Annotated in this window: 17 protein-coding genes; 4 read left to right on the forward strand and 13 right to left on the reverse strand. The window is 62.7% G+C overall.

The window, feature by feature from the left end:
• Window positions 1–6: 6 nt before the first annotated feature.
• Together alaS and recA are read right to left on the reverse strand one after the other, a co-directional pair.
• Window positions 7–2673, reverse strand: a complete 2667-nt coding sequence (gene alaS, locus NKI39_RS29865) for an alanine--tRNA ligase (protein ID WP_352836346.1) — start codon at window positions 2671–2673, stop codon at window positions 7–9.
• Between the two features lie 259 nt (window positions 2674–2932).
• Window positions 2933–4030 carry a recombinase RecA gene (recA, locus tag NKI39_RS29870; RefSeq protein ID WP_023674696.1) on the reverse strand — a complete coding sequence of 366 codons (1098 nt, stop codon included), beginning with the start codon at window positions 4028–4030 and terminating at the stop codon, window positions 2933–2935.
• 277 nt (window positions 4031–4307) lie between these two features.
• On the opposite strand from recA, the gene NKI39_RS29875 reads away from it, so the two are divergent.
• Window positions 4308–5231 carry a PfkB family carbohydrate kinase gene (locus NKI39_RS29875; RefSeq protein ID WP_352836327.1) on the forward strand — a complete coding sequence of 308 codons (924 nt, stop codon included), beginning with the start codon at window positions 4308–4310 and terminating at the stop codon, window positions 5229–5231.
• Between the two features lie 34 nt (window positions 5232–5265).
• Here the strand turns inward: NKI39_RS29875 and NKI39_RS29880 are convergent, their stop codons facing one another.
• Window positions 5266–5589 carry a TfoX/Sxy family protein gene (locus NKI39_RS29880; RefSeq protein WP_352541445.1) on the reverse strand — a complete coding sequence of 108 codons (324 nt, stop codon included), beginning with the start codon at window positions 5587–5589 and terminating at the stop codon, window positions 5266–5268.
• Between the two features lie 90 nt (window positions 5590–5679).
• Between NKI39_RS29880 and NKI39_RS29885 the strand changes: the two genes are divergently transcribed.
• The gene (locus NKI39_RS29885; protein WP_352541446.1) at window positions 5680–6177 is read left to right on the forward strand and encodes a GFA family protein; all 498 of its coding nucleotides are present in this window, start codon (window positions 5680–5682) and stop codon (window positions 6175–6177) included.
• Between the two features lie 143 nt (window positions 6178–6320).
• On the opposite strand, the gene sufA is transcribed toward NKI39_RS29885, so the two are convergent.
• The 8 genes from sufA to NKI39_RS29925 form a co-directional block, all read right to left on the reverse strand.
• The gene (gene sufA, locus NKI39_RS29890; RefSeq protein ID WP_006206001.1) at window positions 6321–6701 is read right to left on the reverse strand and encodes a Fe-S cluster assembly scaffold SufA; all 381 of its coding nucleotides are present in this window, start codon (window positions 6699–6701) and stop codon (window positions 6321–6323) included.
• A gap of 111 nt (window positions 6702–6812) precedes the next feature.
• Window positions 6813–7205, reverse strand: coding sequence for an SUF system Fe-S cluster assembly protein (locus NKI39_RS29895; protein WP_352474719.1), 393 nt, complete (start codon window positions 7203–7205; stop codon window positions 6813–6815).
• A gap of 5 nt (window positions 7206–7210) precedes the next feature.
• On the reverse strand, window positions 7211–8452 hold the full coding sequence (locus tag NKI39_RS29900; RefSeq protein WP_352836331.1) for a cysteine desulfurase: 1242 nt from the start codon (window positions 8450–8452) through the stop codon (window positions 7211–7213).
• Window positions 8453–8631: 179 nt separating this feature from the next.
• A complete protein-coding gene (sufD, locus tag NKI39_RS29905; RefSeq protein ID WP_352836334.1) occupies window positions 8632–9900 on the reverse strand; it encodes a Fe-S cluster assembly protein SufD in 1269 nt (422 codons plus the stop codon).
• A gap of 43 nt (window positions 9901–9943) precedes the next feature.
• A complete protein-coding gene (gene sufC, locus NKI39_RS29910; protein WP_023674687.1) occupies window positions 9944–10699 on the reverse strand; it encodes a Fe-S cluster assembly ATPase SufC in 756 nt (251 codons plus the stop codon).
• Window positions 10699–10965: a hypothetical protein gene (locus NKI39_RS29915; RefSeq protein ID WP_352836337.1), complete on the reverse strand. Its 267-nt coding sequence runs from the start codon at window positions 10963–10965 to the stop codon at window positions 10699–10701. Before NKI39_RS29915 ends, sufC begins: the two co-directional genes overlap by 1 nt.
• Window positions 10966–10984: 19 nt before the next feature.
• Window positions 10985–12502, reverse strand: a complete 1518-nt coding sequence (gene sufB / locus NKI39_RS29920; protein WP_023674685.1) for a Fe-S cluster assembly protein SufB — start codon at window positions 12500–12502, stop codon at window positions 10985–10987.
• A 188-nt stretch (window positions 12503–12690) separates the two neighbouring features.
• Window positions 12691–13869 (reverse strand): cysteine desulfurase family protein, encoded by a 1179-nt coding sequence (locus tag NKI39_RS29925; RefSeq protein ID WP_352836340.1) that lies wholly within the window; start codon window positions 13867–13869, stop codon window positions 12691–12693.
• Between the two features lie 255 nt (window positions 13870–14124).
• On the opposite strand from NKI39_RS29925, the gene NKI39_RS29930 reads away from it, so the two are divergent.
• Both NKI39_RS29930 and NKI39_RS29935 read left to right on the forward strand, forming a co-directional pair.
• Window positions 14125–14799, forward strand: a complete 675-nt coding sequence (locus NKI39_RS29930) for an alpha/beta hydrolase (protein WP_023674683.1) — start codon at window positions 14125–14127, stop codon at window positions 14797–14799.
• A gap of 6 nt (window positions 14800–14805) precedes the next feature.
• On the forward strand, window positions 14806–15456 hold the full coding sequence (locus tag NKI39_RS29935; protein WP_352836343.1) for an FMN-binding negative transcriptional regulator: 651 nt from the start codon (window positions 14806–14808) through the stop codon (window positions 15454–15456).
• A 42-nt stretch (window positions 15457–15498) separates the two neighbouring features.
• Here the strand turns inward: NKI39_RS29935 and NKI39_RS29940 are convergent, their stop codons facing one another.
• Both NKI39_RS29940 and NKI39_RS29945 read right to left on the reverse strand, forming a co-directional pair.
• A complete protein-coding gene (locus NKI39_RS29940; protein WP_023674681.1) occupies window positions 15499–15831 on the reverse strand; it encodes a lipid-A-disaccharide synthase N-terminal domain-containing protein in 333 nt (110 codons plus the stop codon).
• The gene (locus NKI39_RS29945) at window positions 15824–16552 is read right to left on the reverse strand and encodes a glycosyltransferase family 2 protein (RefSeq protein ID WP_352766841.1); all 729 of its coding nucleotides are present in this window, start codon (window positions 16550–16552) and stop codon (window positions 15824–15826) included. The genes NKI39_RS29940 and NKI39_RS29945 overlap by 8 nt, the downstream gene beginning before the upstream one ends.
• Between the last annotated feature and the right edge of the window lie 512 nt (window positions 16553–17064).

Here is a 17064-nt window from a genome sequence, read left to right on the forward strand (position 1 = left end):
GCAGGTTCACGCCGCTTCGAGAGCCGCCTTCACCGCAGCGATCGCGTCTTCGGCCTTCGAGGCGTCCGGGCCGCCGGCCTGAGCCATATCGGGTCGCCCGCCGCCGCCCTGCCCGCCCAATGCCGCGGACGCGACGCGCACCAGATCGATGGCGCTGAAGCGGCCGGTCAGATCATCGGTGACGGCGACGACGACGCTTGCCTTGTTGTCCTCGCCGGCGCCGACAAAGACGACGATGCCGGAGCCGAGCGACTTCTTGCCGGCATCGGCCAACGGCTTAAGATCCTTTGGCGAGACGCCCGATACCGCCTTGCCGAGAAAACCGACACCGGCAATGGTTTCGTTTTCCGCCGGCACACCGGCTGGCGAGCGATCGCCCAGCGCCAGCTTCTTGCGCGCCTCTGTCAGCTCCTTTTCGAGCTTCTTGCGTTCGTCGAGCAGCGCCTCGACGCGGGCCGGCACATCGGCCGGCGAAATCTTCAGCGCGGCGGCGGCCGCCTTCAGCCGCTTGTCCTGTTCGTCGAGATGCTTTCTGGCCGCCTCGCCGGTCAACGCCTCGATGCGGCGAACGCCGGCAGCGACCGCGCTGTCGGACAGGATGCGCACCAAGCCGATATCGCCGGTCGCCCTGACATGCGTGCCGCCGCATAGCTCGACCGAATAAGGCCGGTTGGCCTTGGCGCCATGCAAGCCCGTGCCCATCGAAACGACGCGCACTTCATCGCCATATTTCTCGCCAAACAGCGCCATGGCGCCTTCGGCAATGGCGTCGTCGACAGACATCAGCCGCGTGGTTACAGGGCCGTTCTGAACGACGATCTCGTTTGCCATGCGCTCGACCTCTTCGAGCTCGTCAGGCGAGATCGGCTTGTTGTGGGAGATGTCGAAGCGCAGACGCTCGGGCGCGACCAGCGAGCCCTTCTGCGCCACATGGGTACCCAGCACCTCGCGCAGCGCCTCATGGATCAGATGCGTGGCGGAATGGTTCGCGCGCAGCCTGGTGCGCCGCGCGTGGTCCACCTTCAGCTCGACGGTCGCGCCCGTCTTGACCGTGCCGGTAGCCACCTTGCCGAGATGGACGAAAAGCCCATCGGCCTTCTTCTGGGTATCGGATATTTCGATCGAGAACCCGTCGCCCGAAATGACGCCGGTGTCGCCCATCTGGCCACCGGACTCGCCATAGAACGGCGTCTGGTTGACAACCACGGCAACGGCGTCACCCTTGCCGGCGCTGTCGACGGTTTTGCCGTCCCTGACCAGCGCCTGGACGAGGCCTTCGGCCTGCTCGGTCTCATAACCCAGGAATTCGGTGGCGCCGGTCTCCTCACGCACCGCGAACCATATCGTCTCGGTTGCGGCCTCACCGGAACCAGCCCAGCTTTTGCGCGCCTCCGCCTTCTGCCGCTCCATCGCCTCGGTGAAGCCGGCAAGGTTGACCGAGATGTTGCGCTGGCGCAGCGCATCCTGCGTCAGATCGAGCGGAAAGCCATAGGTGTCGTAGAGCTTGAACGCTGTCTCGCCATCCAGCATGTTGCCGGAGGCCAGCGTTTCCGTCGCCTCGGAAAGCAAGCCCAAGCCGCGCACCAGCGTCTTGCGGAAACGAGTTTCCTCAAGCTTCAGCGTTTCGGTGATCATCTGTTCGCCGCGCACCAGTTCCGGGTAGGCTTGGCCCATCTCGCGGACCAGCGCCGGCACCAGGCGCCACATCAGCGGATCGTGGGCGCCGAGCAACTGCGCGTGGCGCATGGCGCGGCGCATGATGCGACGAAGCACGTAGCCGCGGCCTTCGTTGGACGGCAGCACGCCGTCGGCGACCAGGAAGCAGGACGAACGCAAATGGTCGGCGATGACGCGGAACGATGCGGCGGTGCCCGCATCCGGACCTTTGCCAAGCGCCGAAGACGCAGCGTCGATCAGGTGGCGGAACAGGTCGGTTTCGAAGACGCTTTCAACCCCTTGCAGGATAGATGCCATGCGCTCGAGACCCATGCCTGTGTCGATCGACGGACGCGGCAGGTCGACGCGCTCGTCCTTCGTCACCTGTTCATACTGCATGAACACCAGGTTCCAGAATTCGAGGAAACGGTCGCCATCCTCCTCGGGGCTGCCGGGAGGGCCGCCCCAGATATGCTCGCCACGGTCGATGAATATCTCCGAACACGGCCCGCAAGGCCCGGTGTCACCCATCGCCCAGAAATTGTCCGAAGTCGCGATGCGGATGATGCGATCGTCCGAAAGGCCGGCGATCTTCTTCCAGTACGAAGCCGCCTCGTCGTCGGTGTGGTAGACGGTGACCAGCAGCTTGTCCTTCTTCAGCCCGAACTCCCTGGTGATCAGGTTCCAGGCAAGCTCTATGGCCCGCTCCTTGAAATAGTCGCCGAAGGAGAAATTGCCGAGCATCTCGAAGAAGGTCAGGTGGCGCGCAGTGTAGCCGACATTGTCGAGGTCGTTGTGCTTGCCGCCGGCGCGAACACTCTTCTGGGCGGTCGTGGCGCGCGAATACGGCCGCTTCTCCAGACCGGTGAAAACGTTCTTGAACTGCACCATGCCGGCATTGGTGAACATCAGCGTCGGGTCGTTGCGCGGCACCAGCGGGCTTGACGCGACGACCTCGTGACCTTCCTTGCGAAAATAGTCGAGAAATGCCGACCGGATCTCGTTGACGCCACTCATGAATACTGCCTTTTCGAGAGAACCGCCGGCTGCCGGCGGAAAATAGACATGGCCTTTTAGCGGTCGCACCGCAGCCTGTCCAGAAACACCAAATGGGCTCAAATCCCGGCTTTCACCAGCGCCTTGAAATGCGTCTGCCTCGCCGTCAAACGCGAACCGCCGGCCCTGGGCCGGCGGTTCGAAACGCATCGATTACGCAAACTCACAATCAAAACATCAAATCGAAACCTGGCTGAGGCTCAGCGAGGCGTCGCTTGCCCTACATCACCCCAGCGTCGTCCTCGAAACCGTCGTCGCTGCTTTCGGAGCCGCCGTTCTCAAGGAATTTCTCAGCGATCAGCCCGGCATTCTGCCGTAGCGCCAGCTCGATCTCGCGCGCCGTGTCGGGATTGTCGCGCAGGAACAGTTTTGCGTTTTCGCGGCCCTGGCCAAGACGCTGCGAATTGTAGGAGAACCAGGCGCCCGACTTTTCGACCACGCCCGCCTTGACGCCGAGATCGACCAGCTCGCCGGTCTTGGAGACGCCCTCGCCATACATGATGTCGAACTCGACCACCTTGAAGGGCGGCGCCAGCTTGTTCTTGACGACCTTGACGCGGGTCTGGTTGCCGACGACCTCGTCGCGATCCTTGACCGAGCCGATGCGGCGGATGTCGAGGCGGACCGAGGCATAGAATTTCAACGCATTGCCGCCGGTCGTCGTCTCGGGCGAACCGAACATGACGCCGATCTTCATGCGGATCTGGTTGATGAAGATGACCATGGTGTTGGAGCGCGAGATCGAGGCGGTCAGCTTGCGCAGTGCCTGGCTCATCAGGCGGGCCTGCAGGCCGGGCAGCGAATCGCCCATCTCGCCTTCGATTTCCGCTCGCGGCGTCAGCGCCGCCACCGAATCGACCACCAGCACGTCGATGGCGCCGGAGCGCACCAGCGTGTCGCAGATCTCCAGCGCCTGCTCGCCGGTATCGGGCTGCGAGATCAGCAGGTTTTCGAGATCGACGCCGAGCTTGCGGGCATAGACCGGGTCGAGCGCGTGCTCGGCATCGACGAAGGCGCAGATGCCGCCCTTCTTCTGGGCTTCGGCCACCGTGTGCAGCGCCAGCGTCGTCTTGCCCGAGCTTTCCGGCCCGTAGATCTCGACGATGCGGCCGCGTGGCAGGCCGCCGACGCCAAGCGCGATGTCCAGCCCAAGCGAGCCGGTCGGCACCGTTTCGATCTCGACGACCTGCTCGTTCGCGCCGAGCCGCATGATCGAGCCCTTGCCGAAGGCACGCTCGATTTGCGACAGCGCCGCATCCAGAGCCTTTGATTTGTCCACCGCTTTGTCCTCTACAAGCCGCAAAGAATTCTGAGCCATGATACATCACCCCGTGGTCGTCAATGGAGGCCGGACAATCCCGCAATCCTTAAAAGAATGTACCTCATTTGTTCTCATTTGTCAATGAGCACCAAGGGTTTGAAAAATAACGTATATCGCTATTTGTTCTATTTTTGTTTCGCAATTATTGCTTCCGATGTGTCTCGCCTCGCATACGGCGCCGTTGCCGTCACCAACCGAATCGGACCCGCGATTGCGGGGTTCCGCCCGGCGACCTAGTCTCCCCCGGGCAACAGCTAAAGGGCATTTTGACGGCATGATCAAATCCTCAACGATCCTGGCCGTGGGCGGCGCCTATATCGAGCGGCGCGGCCGGGTTGCCGGCGCCTTCGTGCCAGCAGCGTCTAATCCGGGCACGATGCGCGAGCATGTCGGCGGCGCCGTCTTCAACGCCTTGCGCTGTGCCGTGCGCCGCGGCGTCTCGGCCTCGCTGCTTTCGGTGCGCGGCGGCGATGCCCTTGGCGACACGGTTTTACGCGCCGTCACCGAGGCCGGCATTGCCGACCTGTCGGCGGTGTTCCTCGACCGCGCGACGCCAAGCCATACGATGCTGATCGACAGCGACGGCGGGCTGATCGCCGGCCTTGCCGACATGGTGCTCTACGAACTGGCGCTTCCCAAGCAGATCCGCCGTGCCAAGGTGCGGGAAGCGATCGGTTCGGCCGACGCGGTGCTGTGCGACGCCAACCTGCCGTCGACCGCGCTGGAGCGGCTGGCGGCACTCGCCGCCGGCAAGCCGGTGTTTGCGCTTGCGGTCTCGCCCAACAAAGCGGCGCGGCTGACGCCGGTGCTCGACCGTCTGGCGATGGCCTTCATGAACCGGCGCGAGGCCGGCGTGCTCGCCGGCGTCCAAATCGATCAAGGCATCGTCGACGGCCTGAGACGCGCCGGGCTGAAAAGCGGCGTGATCACCGCCGGCGACGAACCAGTGCTCGGTTTCGACGAATTGGGCGCGTTCTCGATCTCGCCACCGCCGCTGCAAAAGCGGACCGATGCTGCCGGCGCCGGCGACGCATTGGCAGGCGCCACGATCGCTGCCCTGCTGCGCGGCCTGACGCTGCGCGCGGCACTGCGCGAAGGCATTGCCGCAGCTATGCTCGTCGTCGAGAGTGCCGCCTTCACCAGCGCTGGCTTTGCCGAGGCGCTGGCGCTCGTGCCCGAGGCGCGGGACCTGGCATGAAGTGCGGCCCGGAATTGCCGAAGCATGACGCAGCCTATTTGCCGGCGCGCCGTGCTGCCTCGTAGGCGCGGCGCGACCAGATCGCCATCTCGTCGGGATCGTCGAACGCGCTGTCGGGAACGCTCCAATAGGGCATCGACACGAGCTTGCCGTGGCGCGAGCCGGTATAGGTCCATTGCCGGCAGCCGGCCGCTTCGAAATCCGGGGCGCTTTCGGCGTCGGCCTTCAGCATCAATTCGCCACCGATGACGATGGCGACGATGACGCCGTCGAAATAGATGCCCTTGCCGCCGAACAGCTTGCGGATGCTGACCGGGCCGAGGCCTTCGAAAAGCTCTTCTATGCGCTCGTTGTCCATGCGGCGATCATGTCACCCGGATTTCCCCTTGTCATCGCCGCAACCGGCGCCATCCTGACAAAGTGCAAATCACTTTCGTCGGAGTTTCTCATGCCGCTTCTGCTCAAAGGGTCCTGCCGGTGCAATGCCGTGCGTTTCGAGGTGGAAAGCCACACGCCGGTGCCGTTCATGCTGTGCTACTGCTCGATCTGCCGCAAGCAGCAGGGCGGCGGCGGTTTTGCCATCAATCTCGGCGCCGATTACCAGACGCTGAAAATCCAGGGCAAGCGCCATCTCGGCGTCTACCGCGCCGAGATCGAGGACGACGAGCACCCGCAACGCGAGATCTCGACCGGCGAGCGGAACTTCTGCACGAAATGCGGGACGGCACTCTGGCTCTACGATCCGACCTGGCCGGAGCTGGTGCATCCGTTTGCCTCGGCGATCGACACCGACCTGCCAAAGCCGCCGGAGAAGGTGCATCTGATGCTGAAATACAAGGCGAACTGGGTCGAGCCGGATATCGGCAAGGGCGACAAGGTGTTCGATGTCTACCCGGAGGAGTCGATCGCAGACTGGCACAAGCGAACGGGGATGTGGGTGGATTAGCGTTCTTCTCCCCGTCGCTATACGGGGAGAAGATGCCGGCAGGCAGATGTGGGGCGGCGCAAACATTGCGAACGCCGGCTCGGCCCCTCATCCGGCCCTTCGGGCCACCTTCTCCCCGTATAGTGACGGGGAGAACGAAAACCTCAGGCCGAAGCGCGCGCCTCGGCCAGTGCCTTCAGATCAGCCGGCTTCAATTCGACCGATTCGCCGCAGCCGCAGGCCGAGCTCTGGTTCGGATTGCGGAAGGTGAAGCCGGTTCGCAGTGTCGTCTGCTCGAAATCCATCTCGGTGCCGAACAGGAAAAGTGCCGCCTCCGGCGCGACATAGACATGGGCGCCATCGCGCTCGATATGGTCGTCCTTGGTGTTCGGCTCGGTCACCAGATCGACCGTATATTCCATGCCGGCGCAGCCGCCCTTCTTGATGCCAAGGCGAATGCCATGCGCATTCTCACGGGTCGCGACGATCTCGCGCACCCGGTCGGCAGCCTTTTCGGTCATCGTGATGACGGCGAAGCGTCCCATGTCTTTCCTTCTCCATTCTTTGCAGGTTCAAGGCCTGCCGAATGATTCCTCACCTAAAATGGTGAAGTTTTGTACCCGGCGCAAGTGCGCCAGCCTCTGTCTGGTCGGATGCTAATACCAGCCCACCGCCACCTGTGCCTCTTCCGACATGCGGTCGGGCGACCAGGGGGGATCGAAGGTCATGTTGACCTCGACGCCGGAAACGCCTTCGACGGCGCCGACGGCATTTTCGACCCAACCCGGCATTTCGCCGGCCACCGGGCAGCCGGGCGCGGTCAGCGTCATGTCGATCTTGACCGAGCGGTCGTCCTCGATGTCGATCTTGTAGACCAGGCCGAGCTCGTAGATGTCGGCCGGGATTTCCGGGTCGTAGACCGTCTTCAGCGCCGAGACGATGTCGTCGGTCAGCCGCGCCAATTCGTCGGCGGGGATTGTCGATCCGGAAACCGCCGCATTGGTCGTCGCTTCCGAATTGGTCTCGGCGGTGTGGCTGGCATCATCCATGATCGTCACCCGAAGAATTTTCGCGCTTTTTCCAGCGCATCGGCCAAAGCATCGACTTCGGCCCTGGTATTATACATGCCGAACGACGCCCTGCATGTGGATGTTACGCCGAAGCGTTTCAACAGCGGCTGGGCGCAATGCGTGCCGGCGCGGACCGCCACTCCCTGCCGGTCGATGACCATCGACACGTCATGGGCGTGGATGCCCTGCAGCTCGAACGAGATGATGGCGCCCTTGCCGGGCGCATCGCCGAAGATGCGCAGCGAGTTGATGGCGCGCAACCGCTGATGCGCATAGTCCTTCAGATCGGCCTCGTGCGCGGCGATGCGCTCGCGGCCGATCTTTTCCATGTATTCGAGCGCGGCACCAAGCCCGATTGCCTGCACGATCGGCGGCGTGCCGGCCTCGAAACGGTGCGGCGGGTCGTTGTAGGTGACGATGTCTTGCGTCACCTCCTCGATCATCTCGCCGCCGCCCATGAACGGGCGCATGCGCTCCAGAATATCCTTCTTGCCGTAGAGCACGCCGATGCCCGACGGGCCATAGACCTTGTGGCCGGTGAAGACGAAGAAATCGCAGTCGAGATCCTGCACGTCGATCGGCATATGCACGGCGCTCTGGCTGCCGTCGACCAGCACCGGAATGCCGCGGGCATGCGCGATGCGCACAATCTCCTTGATCGGCGTCACCGTGCCCAGCGCGTTCGACATATGGGTGATGGCAACCAGCCTGGTGCGGTTGGTCAGCCGCTTCTCGAACTCCTCGATGTGAAAGGCGCCGAGATCGTCGACCGGCACCCAGACCAGCTTGGCGCCCTGCCGCTCGCGGATGAAATGCCACGGCACGATGTTGGAATGGTGCTCCATGATCGACAGCACGATCTCGTCGCCCTCGCCGATGTTCGGCATGCCGAAACCATAAGCAACCGTGTTGATCGCCGCCGTGGTGTTGGAGGTGAAGACGATATTGTCGGTGCTCGGCGCATTCAGAAATCTCTGCACTATCTTGCGCGCGTTCTCATAGGCGTCGGTCGCGGCATTCGACAGGAAATGCAGGCCGCGATGGACGTTGGCATATTCCTGGGAATAGGCGTGCTGGATGGCGTCGAGCACCGCCTGCGGTTTCTGCGCCGAGGCGCCATTGTCGAGATAGACCAGCGGTTTGCCGTAGACTTGCCGCGACAGGATCGGGAAGTCGCGGCGGATCGCCTCGACGTCGTAGGGGATGTTTTCGACTTTCTGGTCCATTACAAGCTCTCTCGAGGCACCGCCTCATTCCGTCCAGCACCCCTCATCCGACCGAGCTTCGCTCGGCCACCTTCTCCCACAAGGGGAGAAGGAAGAGCGCCTCTCCTTCTCCCCTTGTGGGAGAAGGTGGCGCCGAAGGCGACGGATGAGGGGTGTTGGCACCAACCCCTCGGTCACCTCTACCCGTGCGTCAAAAACCAATCGTCGAGCCGTGCTTCCAGCGCCTCGACGATGGCCTCGTCGTCCAGTTCCTCGATCACCTCGGCGACGAAGGCCTTGACCAGCAGGCCGCGCGCGGTCTTCTCGTCGATGCCGCGCGCCATCAGGTAGAACAGATGGCTGTGGTCGATCTCGGTGACGGTCGCGCCATGGCCGCAGACGACGTCGTCGGCGAAGATTTCGAGCTCCGGCTTGGTCGAGAACTCGCCGTCGTCCGACAGAAGCAGCGTGTTGCAGGCCATCTTGGCGTTGGTCTTCTGCGCATATTGGTGGACGTTGATGCGGCCCTGGAAGACGCCGCGCGCCTTGCCGGTCACCACGTTGCGGATGACTTCGGTCGAGGCTGTGTGCGGTACGGCGTGGTCGAGCACCATGGTGACGTCGGTATGGGTGTCGCCGGCGAGCAGATTGATGCCGCGCAAGGTGAATTCGGCGCCCTCGCCGGTCGTCTTCACAACGACCTCCTGGCGGACAAGCTTGCCGCCGGCATTCATGACGAACAGCGTCAGTTTCGAATTCTTGCCGAGATGCGCCTTGAACTGGGCGAGATGCGTCGCCGTATCCGGATGCTCCTGCACGATGAGCCATGTCACTTCGGCGCCCTCGCCAAGCACAAGCTGGCTGACCGAACTGACCAGCGCCGCCCCCTCGCCTGCCTGGCGCTCGACGACGACAGCCTTGGCGCCGGCGCCGACACGGACGGCCAGGCGTACATGCGTCTGTCCACCGGCCTGCAAATTCTGCAATTCGATCGGCTTTTCCAGTTGGGCACCGTCGGCGATGTCGACGAAATAGCCGTCGGCGACAAAGGCAGTGTTGAGCGCGCCGATGGCATCGTCGGCGCCATAGGAATCTAACCCCGGAGCGATGCTGCCGTCGGTCAGCTTCTCCGACAGGCGCTGCACCGTGACGCCCTCGACAACAGCCCATTTCGCGCTCGAAACGCCGTTCAGCACCGGTAAAACGCTGGAGCCTTCGACGATCGGCGCAATGGCTTTCGCGACCGCTGCCGGATCGAAGTCCGGCACCGAGGTCAGCAGCCGGCGCAGGTCCGTATAGTGCCAGGATTCGATGCGCCGCGTCGGCAGGCCGCTCTTGATCGCCTCGATGGCGTCGTCGCGCTTTAGCATCACCGCGCCGTCGCCGGGCAGCAGCGACAGCCGCTCGCCAAAGGCGTCGATCAGCGCCGTTTCGGCTAATGTCCGCTGGGGTGTCGTGTGCATATTCATCAGTATCGCCTTGTTTGGCTTGCCTTCCGGGCCCGCTTGCATCTCACGCGGCTTGCCCGATCACGCCGGCATAGCCATTGGCCTCGAGGTCGAGCGCCAGCGACTTGTCGCCCGACTTGATCACCTGGCCCCTGTAGAGCACGTGCACCGTATCCGGGACGATGTATTGGAGCAGGCGCTGGTAGTGGGTTATGACGACAATGGCCCTATCCGGCGAGCGCAGCGTGTTGACGCCGTCCGCGACGATCTTCAGCGCATCGATATCGAGTCCGGAATCGGTCTCGTCGAGGACACACAGCTTCGGCTCGAGCAGCTTCATCTGCAGGATCTCGGCACGCTTCTTCTCGCCGCCGGAGAAGCCGACATTGAGCGGCCGCTTCAGCATCGCCATGTCCATGTTGAGCGAGGCGGCCGCTTCCTTCACGCGCTTGAGGAATTCCGGGATTTTCAGCGGCTCCTGGCCACGCGCCTTGCGCTGCTCGTTCATCGCAACCTTCAAAAATTCCATCGTCGCCACGCCCGGTATCTCCATCGGATACTGGAAGGCGAGAAAGATGCCGGCGGTAGCGCGCTCGGCCGGATCCATTTCGAGGATCGACTGGCCGTTGTAGAGGATATCGCCCTCGGTGACCTCATAATCCTCGCGCCCGGCGAGGATATAGGACAGCGTCGATTTTCCCGAGCCGTTCGGCCCCATGATGGCGGCAACCTCGCCAGCCCTGACCGTCAGGTTCAGGCCGCGGATGATCTCGGTGCCGTCATCGACGATACGGGCATGGAGGTTTCTGATTTCAAGCATTATTTTCCACTTTCTTGTTCGCGGTGCCCGGCCTGCGACGGAACTTTTCTAAAAGCTCGAAAAGGGCGTACAAACTTGCTGGTGACCAACATCCAGCCAAAAAACCCAGCCGCGCTTAAGCCTGCAATCGAACCACCAATAGTTTTTGTCGAACTCAAGCCAAACACTGCGCCTATCAACACCATCACAGCACCACCAACAGCCAATGTCAGCAAGAGCATCAGAACGGCAAATATCAAGCCTTCTATCCGCTTGAACAAATCCATGATCGCCGTTCCAGTTAACTCACCCAACACTCCCCTCAAGACTAATCCCGATCAGCTTCTGCGCTTCGACCGCGAATTCCATCGGCAGTTGCTGGATGACGTCCTTGACGAAGCCGTTGACGATCAGCGCAATCGCCTCTTCCTCCGGGATGCCGCGCTGCATGACGTAGAACTTCTGGTCCTCGGAAATTTTCGAGGTTGTAGCCTCATGCTCGAACTGCGCCGTCGAGTTCTTGGCTTCCATGTAGGGGACGGTATGCGCGCCGCACTGGTCGCCGATCAGCAGGGAGTCGCAATTGGTGAAGTTGCGGGCGTTGGTCGCCTTGCGGTGGGCCGAGACCTGGCCGCGATAGGTGTTCTGCGAGAAGCCGGCGGCGATGCCCTTGGAGATGATGCGGCTCGACGTGTTCTTGCCCAAATGGATCATCTTGGTGCCGCTGTCGACCTGCTGATAGCCGTTGGAGACGGCGATCGAATAGAACTCGCCGCTGGAATCGTCGCCGCGCAGGATGCAGCTCGGATATTTCCAGGTGATGGCCGAACCGGTCTCGACCTGTGTCCACGAAATCTTCGAGCGATGGCCGCGGCAGTCGCCGCGCTTGGTGACGAAATTATAGATGCCGCCCTTGCCTTCGGCGTCGCCGGGATACCAGTTCTGCACCGTCGAATATTTGATCTCGGCATCGTCGAGCGCGATCAGTTCGACCACCGCGGCGTGAAGCTGGTTCTCGTCGCGCTGCGGCGCCGTGCAGCCTTCGAGATAGGAGACGTAAGCCCCCTCCTCGGCGATGATCAGCGTGCGCTCAAACTGGCCGGTATTCTTCTCGTTCATGCGGAAATAGGTCGACAATTCCATCGGGCAGCGCACGCCCTTGGGCACGAAGACGAACGAACCGTCGGTGAACACGGCCGAATTCAGCGTTGCGTAGAAATTGTCGGAGGTCGGCACGACAGAACCGAGATATTTCTTCACCAGTTCCGGATGCTCGCGGATGGCTTCCGAGATCGAGCAGAAGATGACGCCGGCCTGCGCCAGTTCCTTCTTGAAAGTGGTGACGACAGAGACGGAATCGAACACCGCATCGACGGCGACGCGGCCCGACTTGTAGACGTTGTCGCTGGCTTCCTCGAGCTCCGACGCATCGGTCTTCTGCACGCCGGCGAGGATTTCCTGTTCCCTGAGCGGAATGCCGAGCTTCTCATAGACCTTCAGCAGTTCGGGATCGACCTCGCTGAGCGAAGTCGGCCCCGGCGTGCTCTTGGGCGCGGCGTAATAATGGAGGTCCTGGAAATCGATTTTGGGATAGTGGACGCGCGCCCATTTCGGCTCGTCCAGCGTCAGCCAGCGGCGATAGGCTTCCAGGCGCCATTCCAGCATCCAGGACGGCTCGTCCTTCTTCGCCGAAATGAAGCGGATAATGTCTTCGCTCAGGCCCTTGGGGGCCTTGTCCATCGCGATTTCGGTCTGGAATCCGTATTTATACTGGTCGACATCGATCTTTCGAACTCGATCGATCGTCTCCTGCACAGCAGGCATCAGCGTTCTCCATCCACGCCGGGGTCAAGGCCCGGCAGTTTTCAAACTATGGCACCGCAAACGAGCACCCATCAGGCACCCGAGGCGGCGTACGTTTCATATAGTGCGTTCATGCCGGAAATTCACCCGGCCAAATTCGAACGCACGGCTCTACCAGGCCGCAAGGCCCAAACGTTCCGTTGCCGCGCTCAGGCGGCCTTTTCGCTGTTTGCCTTTTCCTTACCGGCTTGGCGCGCGACGATCGTCGCCAGCGCCGAACGAAACAGCTCAATGTCTTCAGCGCTGGTCGCGTGGCCGATGGACACGCGCAACGCGCCGAGGCCGTCACCGTAACCCATGGCTTTCAGCACGTGACTCGGCCCGACTTTGCCCGACGAACAGGCCGATCCGGCCGACAGCGCCACACCGGCCAGGTCGAAGGCAATCTGCGCCGTCTCGGCCTTGATGCCGGCAATAGCGAAGAATGTCGTATTGGCAAGCCTTGGCGCGCCGGTCCCGAAGATTTCGGCGTCCGAAACAAGCGTTTTCACGATCGCCTCGATTTCGTCGCGACGCTGCCGCACCGTTTCGATCGTTTGCAAGCCGGCAGACGCCTCTCGCGCCGCCGCGCCAAACCCGGCAATCGCCGCCAGGTTTTCGGTGCCGCCGCGATGGCCTTTTTCCTGGCCACCGCCGCTGACCAGCGGCTTTGGCATCATCAGGTCCGACGCCGCGACAATGGCGCCGACGCCCTTTGAGCCGCCGATCTTGTGCGACGAGAGAATCAGATAGTCTGCGTAACCCGCTGACATATCGAGCGGAATGCGGCCGGCCGCCTGCACGGCATCGACCACCAGGATGCCACCCGCCGCCTTGACGATTTCGGCAATGCGGCCAACCGGCTGGATCACGCCGGTCTCGTTGTTGGCGGCGTGTATCGCCACCAGCGGCAAGCCTTCGGCCTTGTCATGCTGGGCGAGAGCCTCGGCCAAAACGTCGAGCCTGACGACGCCGTCGGCGTCGACGCCGATCCGCATTACCTGCCCCGTGGGGAAACGCCCGCCGTGCAGCAGGCAAGGATGATCGGCCTCAGACACATAGAGCCGGCTCATACGGACAGCGCCGCGCCCCATTTGCCAGTCCGGCGTCAGCAGCGTCGAGGCCGCTTCCGTCGCGCCGGAGTTGAATACGACATGCTCGGCCCTGGCGTTGACCAGTCGCGCCACGTCGCGCCTGGCGTCCTCGATCAGCCGCCGTGCAGCGCGGCCCTCGGCATGAACCGAGGACGGGTTGGCGGCAACGTCGAGCGCAGCCACCACCGCCGCGCGCGCCGAGGCAAGCAGCGGCGCGCTGGCGTTGTAGTCGAGGTAGGCGCGTGCTCCGGCCATTTCTGTCCAACTGGTCCCTTCAAAAGCCGTTCCGCGAAGATAGCGCGTTATTTCCTTGAAATTGCAAGGCAAGACGTCCTATTTACGCGGCTTGCGGCGCGGGTGGCCGAGCCACAATTTTTGGCCGCCCAGTTTTGAACAATTCTAAACTAGCTTCTAGAAAGACGCTCGCCCTGCGTCAAGGCCTAGGGAAGACTGGGGCCAGAGGAAGAGTTGTTCCGGGCGCCGCGCAATTTATGCCAAGTGGAGTATTTCATGCCTGAGGTCATTTTCACCGGTCCGGCCGGCCGCCTGGAGGGTCGTTATCAGCCCTCGAAGGAAAAGAGCGCGCCGATTGCCATCGTCCTGCACCCGCACCCCCAGTTCGGCGGGACGATGAACAACAAGATCGTCTACGACCTCTTCTACATGTTCCAGAAGCGCAATTTCACCACGCTGCGCTTCAATTTCCGCGGCATCGGCCGCAGCCAGGGCGAGTTCGACCACGGCACCGGCGAATTGTCCGACGCCGCCGCGGCGCTCGACTGGGTGCAGTCGCTGCATCCGGATTCCAAGAGCTGCTGGGTTGCCGGCTATTCGTTCGGCTCGTGGATCGGCATGCAGCTTCTGATGCGCCGGCCGGAGATCGAGGGCTTCATCTCGGTCGCGCCGCAGCCCAATACCTATGATTTCTCGTTCCTGGCGCCATGCCCGTCGTCCGGCCTGATCATCCACGGCGACGCCGACAAGGTCGCGCCGCCCAAGGACGTGCAGGGCCTGGTCGACAAGCTGCACACGCAAAAGGGCATTACCATCACCCAGAAGACCCTGCCCGGCGCCAACCATTTCTTTGCCAACCATGCGGAGCTTCTGATCGAGGAATGCGCGGACTATCTAGATCGCCGGCTGGCTGGGGAACTGTCCGACCCACGGCCGAAGCGGCTGAGATAATCGGCGATGTACCAACCGCCTCACTTCCAGGAAACACGGCCGGACGTCCTGCACGGGCTGATCCGGGCGCATCCGCTTGGCCTGCTGGTGTCGAACGGCGTCGAGGGGCCGGTCGCCAACGCGATTCCCTTTCTTCTAGACGCGGATGTGCCACCGAACGGCAGGCTGCGCGCCCATTTGGCCAAAGCCAATCCGCAATGGCGGCTTTTGGCCGACAATCCCCTGGCGCCGGTACTGGTCGTCTTCCAGGGCGCCGATGCCTATGTGACGCCGTCCTGGTACGAGACCAAGCGTGAAACCGGCAAGGTGGTACCGACCTGGAACTACGCCATCGTCCAGGTGCGCGGCAGCGTCACGGTGATCGAAGACCAGGATTGGCTGGCCGAGCAGATTTCCGATCTGACGATGTCGCAGGAGGGCAGCCGCTCGGCGCCGTGGGCGGTGACCGACGCGCCGGCACCCTTCATCCAGTCGCAGATCAAAGGCATCGTCGGCCTGGAGATCGAAATCACCGAAATCAGCGGCAAATGGAAAGTCAGCCAGAACCGCCCGGCCGCCGACCGCGTCGGTGTCGCCGAGGGGCTCGAGAGCGAGACTGCCGATTCGGCCGACATGGTCCGGCTGGTAAGGTCTTACGGCGGGCTGGACGGCAAGTAATCCGGATTGCTTGCTCGACCGGTTCAGGCCGCGGTGGCGGGCTCAATCGACCTTGGTCATCGCCGCCTTGCGCTCGTTGGCGATCAGCCAGAGATTGCGGATGTAGATCAACAGGCCCATGGCCTGGCCGGCGATGAACACCGGATCCTGACGCTGGATGGCGTAGATCAGCAGCAGGCCGCCGCCGAACAGCGAAAAGAACCAGAAGGCGATCGGCACGACGCTGCGCTTGGCCTTTTCCGAAGCCACCCACTGCACCAGAAAGCGCATGGTGAAGAAGAACTGGGCGACGAAGCCGAGCAGAACCCAGGCATCGAATTGCTTGACGAAAACATCGTGAAGCCAGGTCGCCAATTCCTGAAGCACGTTACCCATGCCTGATTTCCTCTACTTTGGGCATTCTGCGGCGCCTGCGGCGCAGCCACCAGACGCCGGCAAGATCGAGCACGCCCTGCAGGCCGCGATCGAAGATGCCGTAATTCGATTTGCCGTGACGGCGGGAGCGGTCGACGACATCGCAATGGACGACGCGGTAGCCCTCCTGGATGACCAGCGCCGGAACAAAGCGGTGGGTGCCGTCGAAGAACGGCAATTTCCGCAAAATGTCGGTGTAGATCGCCTTGAGGCCGCAGCCGGTATCCCGCGTCTCGTCGTGCAGGATGGCTTTTCTCAGCCCGTTGGCGAAACGCGACGCCAGTTGCTTGATCTTGCTGTCGCGGCGCTTCAGACGCTGTCCCTGCGCGGCCCCGACTTCGGGACCAGCCTGCCGCAGCGCGTCGATCAACACTGGGATATAACAGGGGTCGTTCTGGCCGTCGCCGTCGATGGTGGCGACGATATCGCCGCGCGCCGCCCAGGCGCCTGAGCGCACCGAGAGCGACTGGCCGGCGGATTTTTCATGCCTGAGATGGCGCAGCGGAAACCGGCGAAGCGCTGCCTCTGCGGCAAGCACCGAAGGTGTATCGTCTGTCGAGCCGTCGTCGACGACAATGACCTCGAAGTCCCGCCCGGCCATGGCAGTGCCGATCTCGTCGAGCAGAAGCGGCAGGTTCGCCGCCTCGTTCCGGCAAGGAATGACGATGGATATCTCCGGCATCTCGACTCTGTCACAGGATATGGCATTCGATCGATGCCGCGCGGTCCAGTGGAAGAGCCCCGCTGGCGCGGCGCCTCATTACGCCAGCCGAAACAATGACGCAAGCAGGCCGCACGCTTGGGGTTCTCCCTTCTCCCCTTGTGGGAGAAGGTGGCCGCGCGAAGCGCGGTCGGATGAGGGGTGTTCCAGCTTGGCAACGACGGCACTCCGTCCAACACCCCTCAACCGTCTTGGCGCTGCGCGCCAATCCACCTTCTCCCACAAGGAGGGCTTTGCATGAAGGGTGTGCTTAACCTGATTGGCCTACTGGGCGTCTTTTGAAGGCGTCTAAGGCCTCGCCCTGTCGCCCTGGCGCGGCATCGACCGGCATCATTGGCCCGATCGGCTCGATTTTGGACGCACTCCTCCCTCACGCCCGTCTCTCTTGGGGTGGATACAGGACACCGATCATAGTCCGCAGATTGTAGGCGCATGCCGCCAGCATGCACTGCGTGCGGTTGGTCGCAAGGTTG

Source organism: Mesorhizobium sp. M0664 (genome assembly GCF_040320565.1).
Taxonomy (GTDB): Bacteria; Pseudomonadota; Alphaproteobacteria; order Rhizobiales; family Rhizobiaceae; genus Mesorhizobium.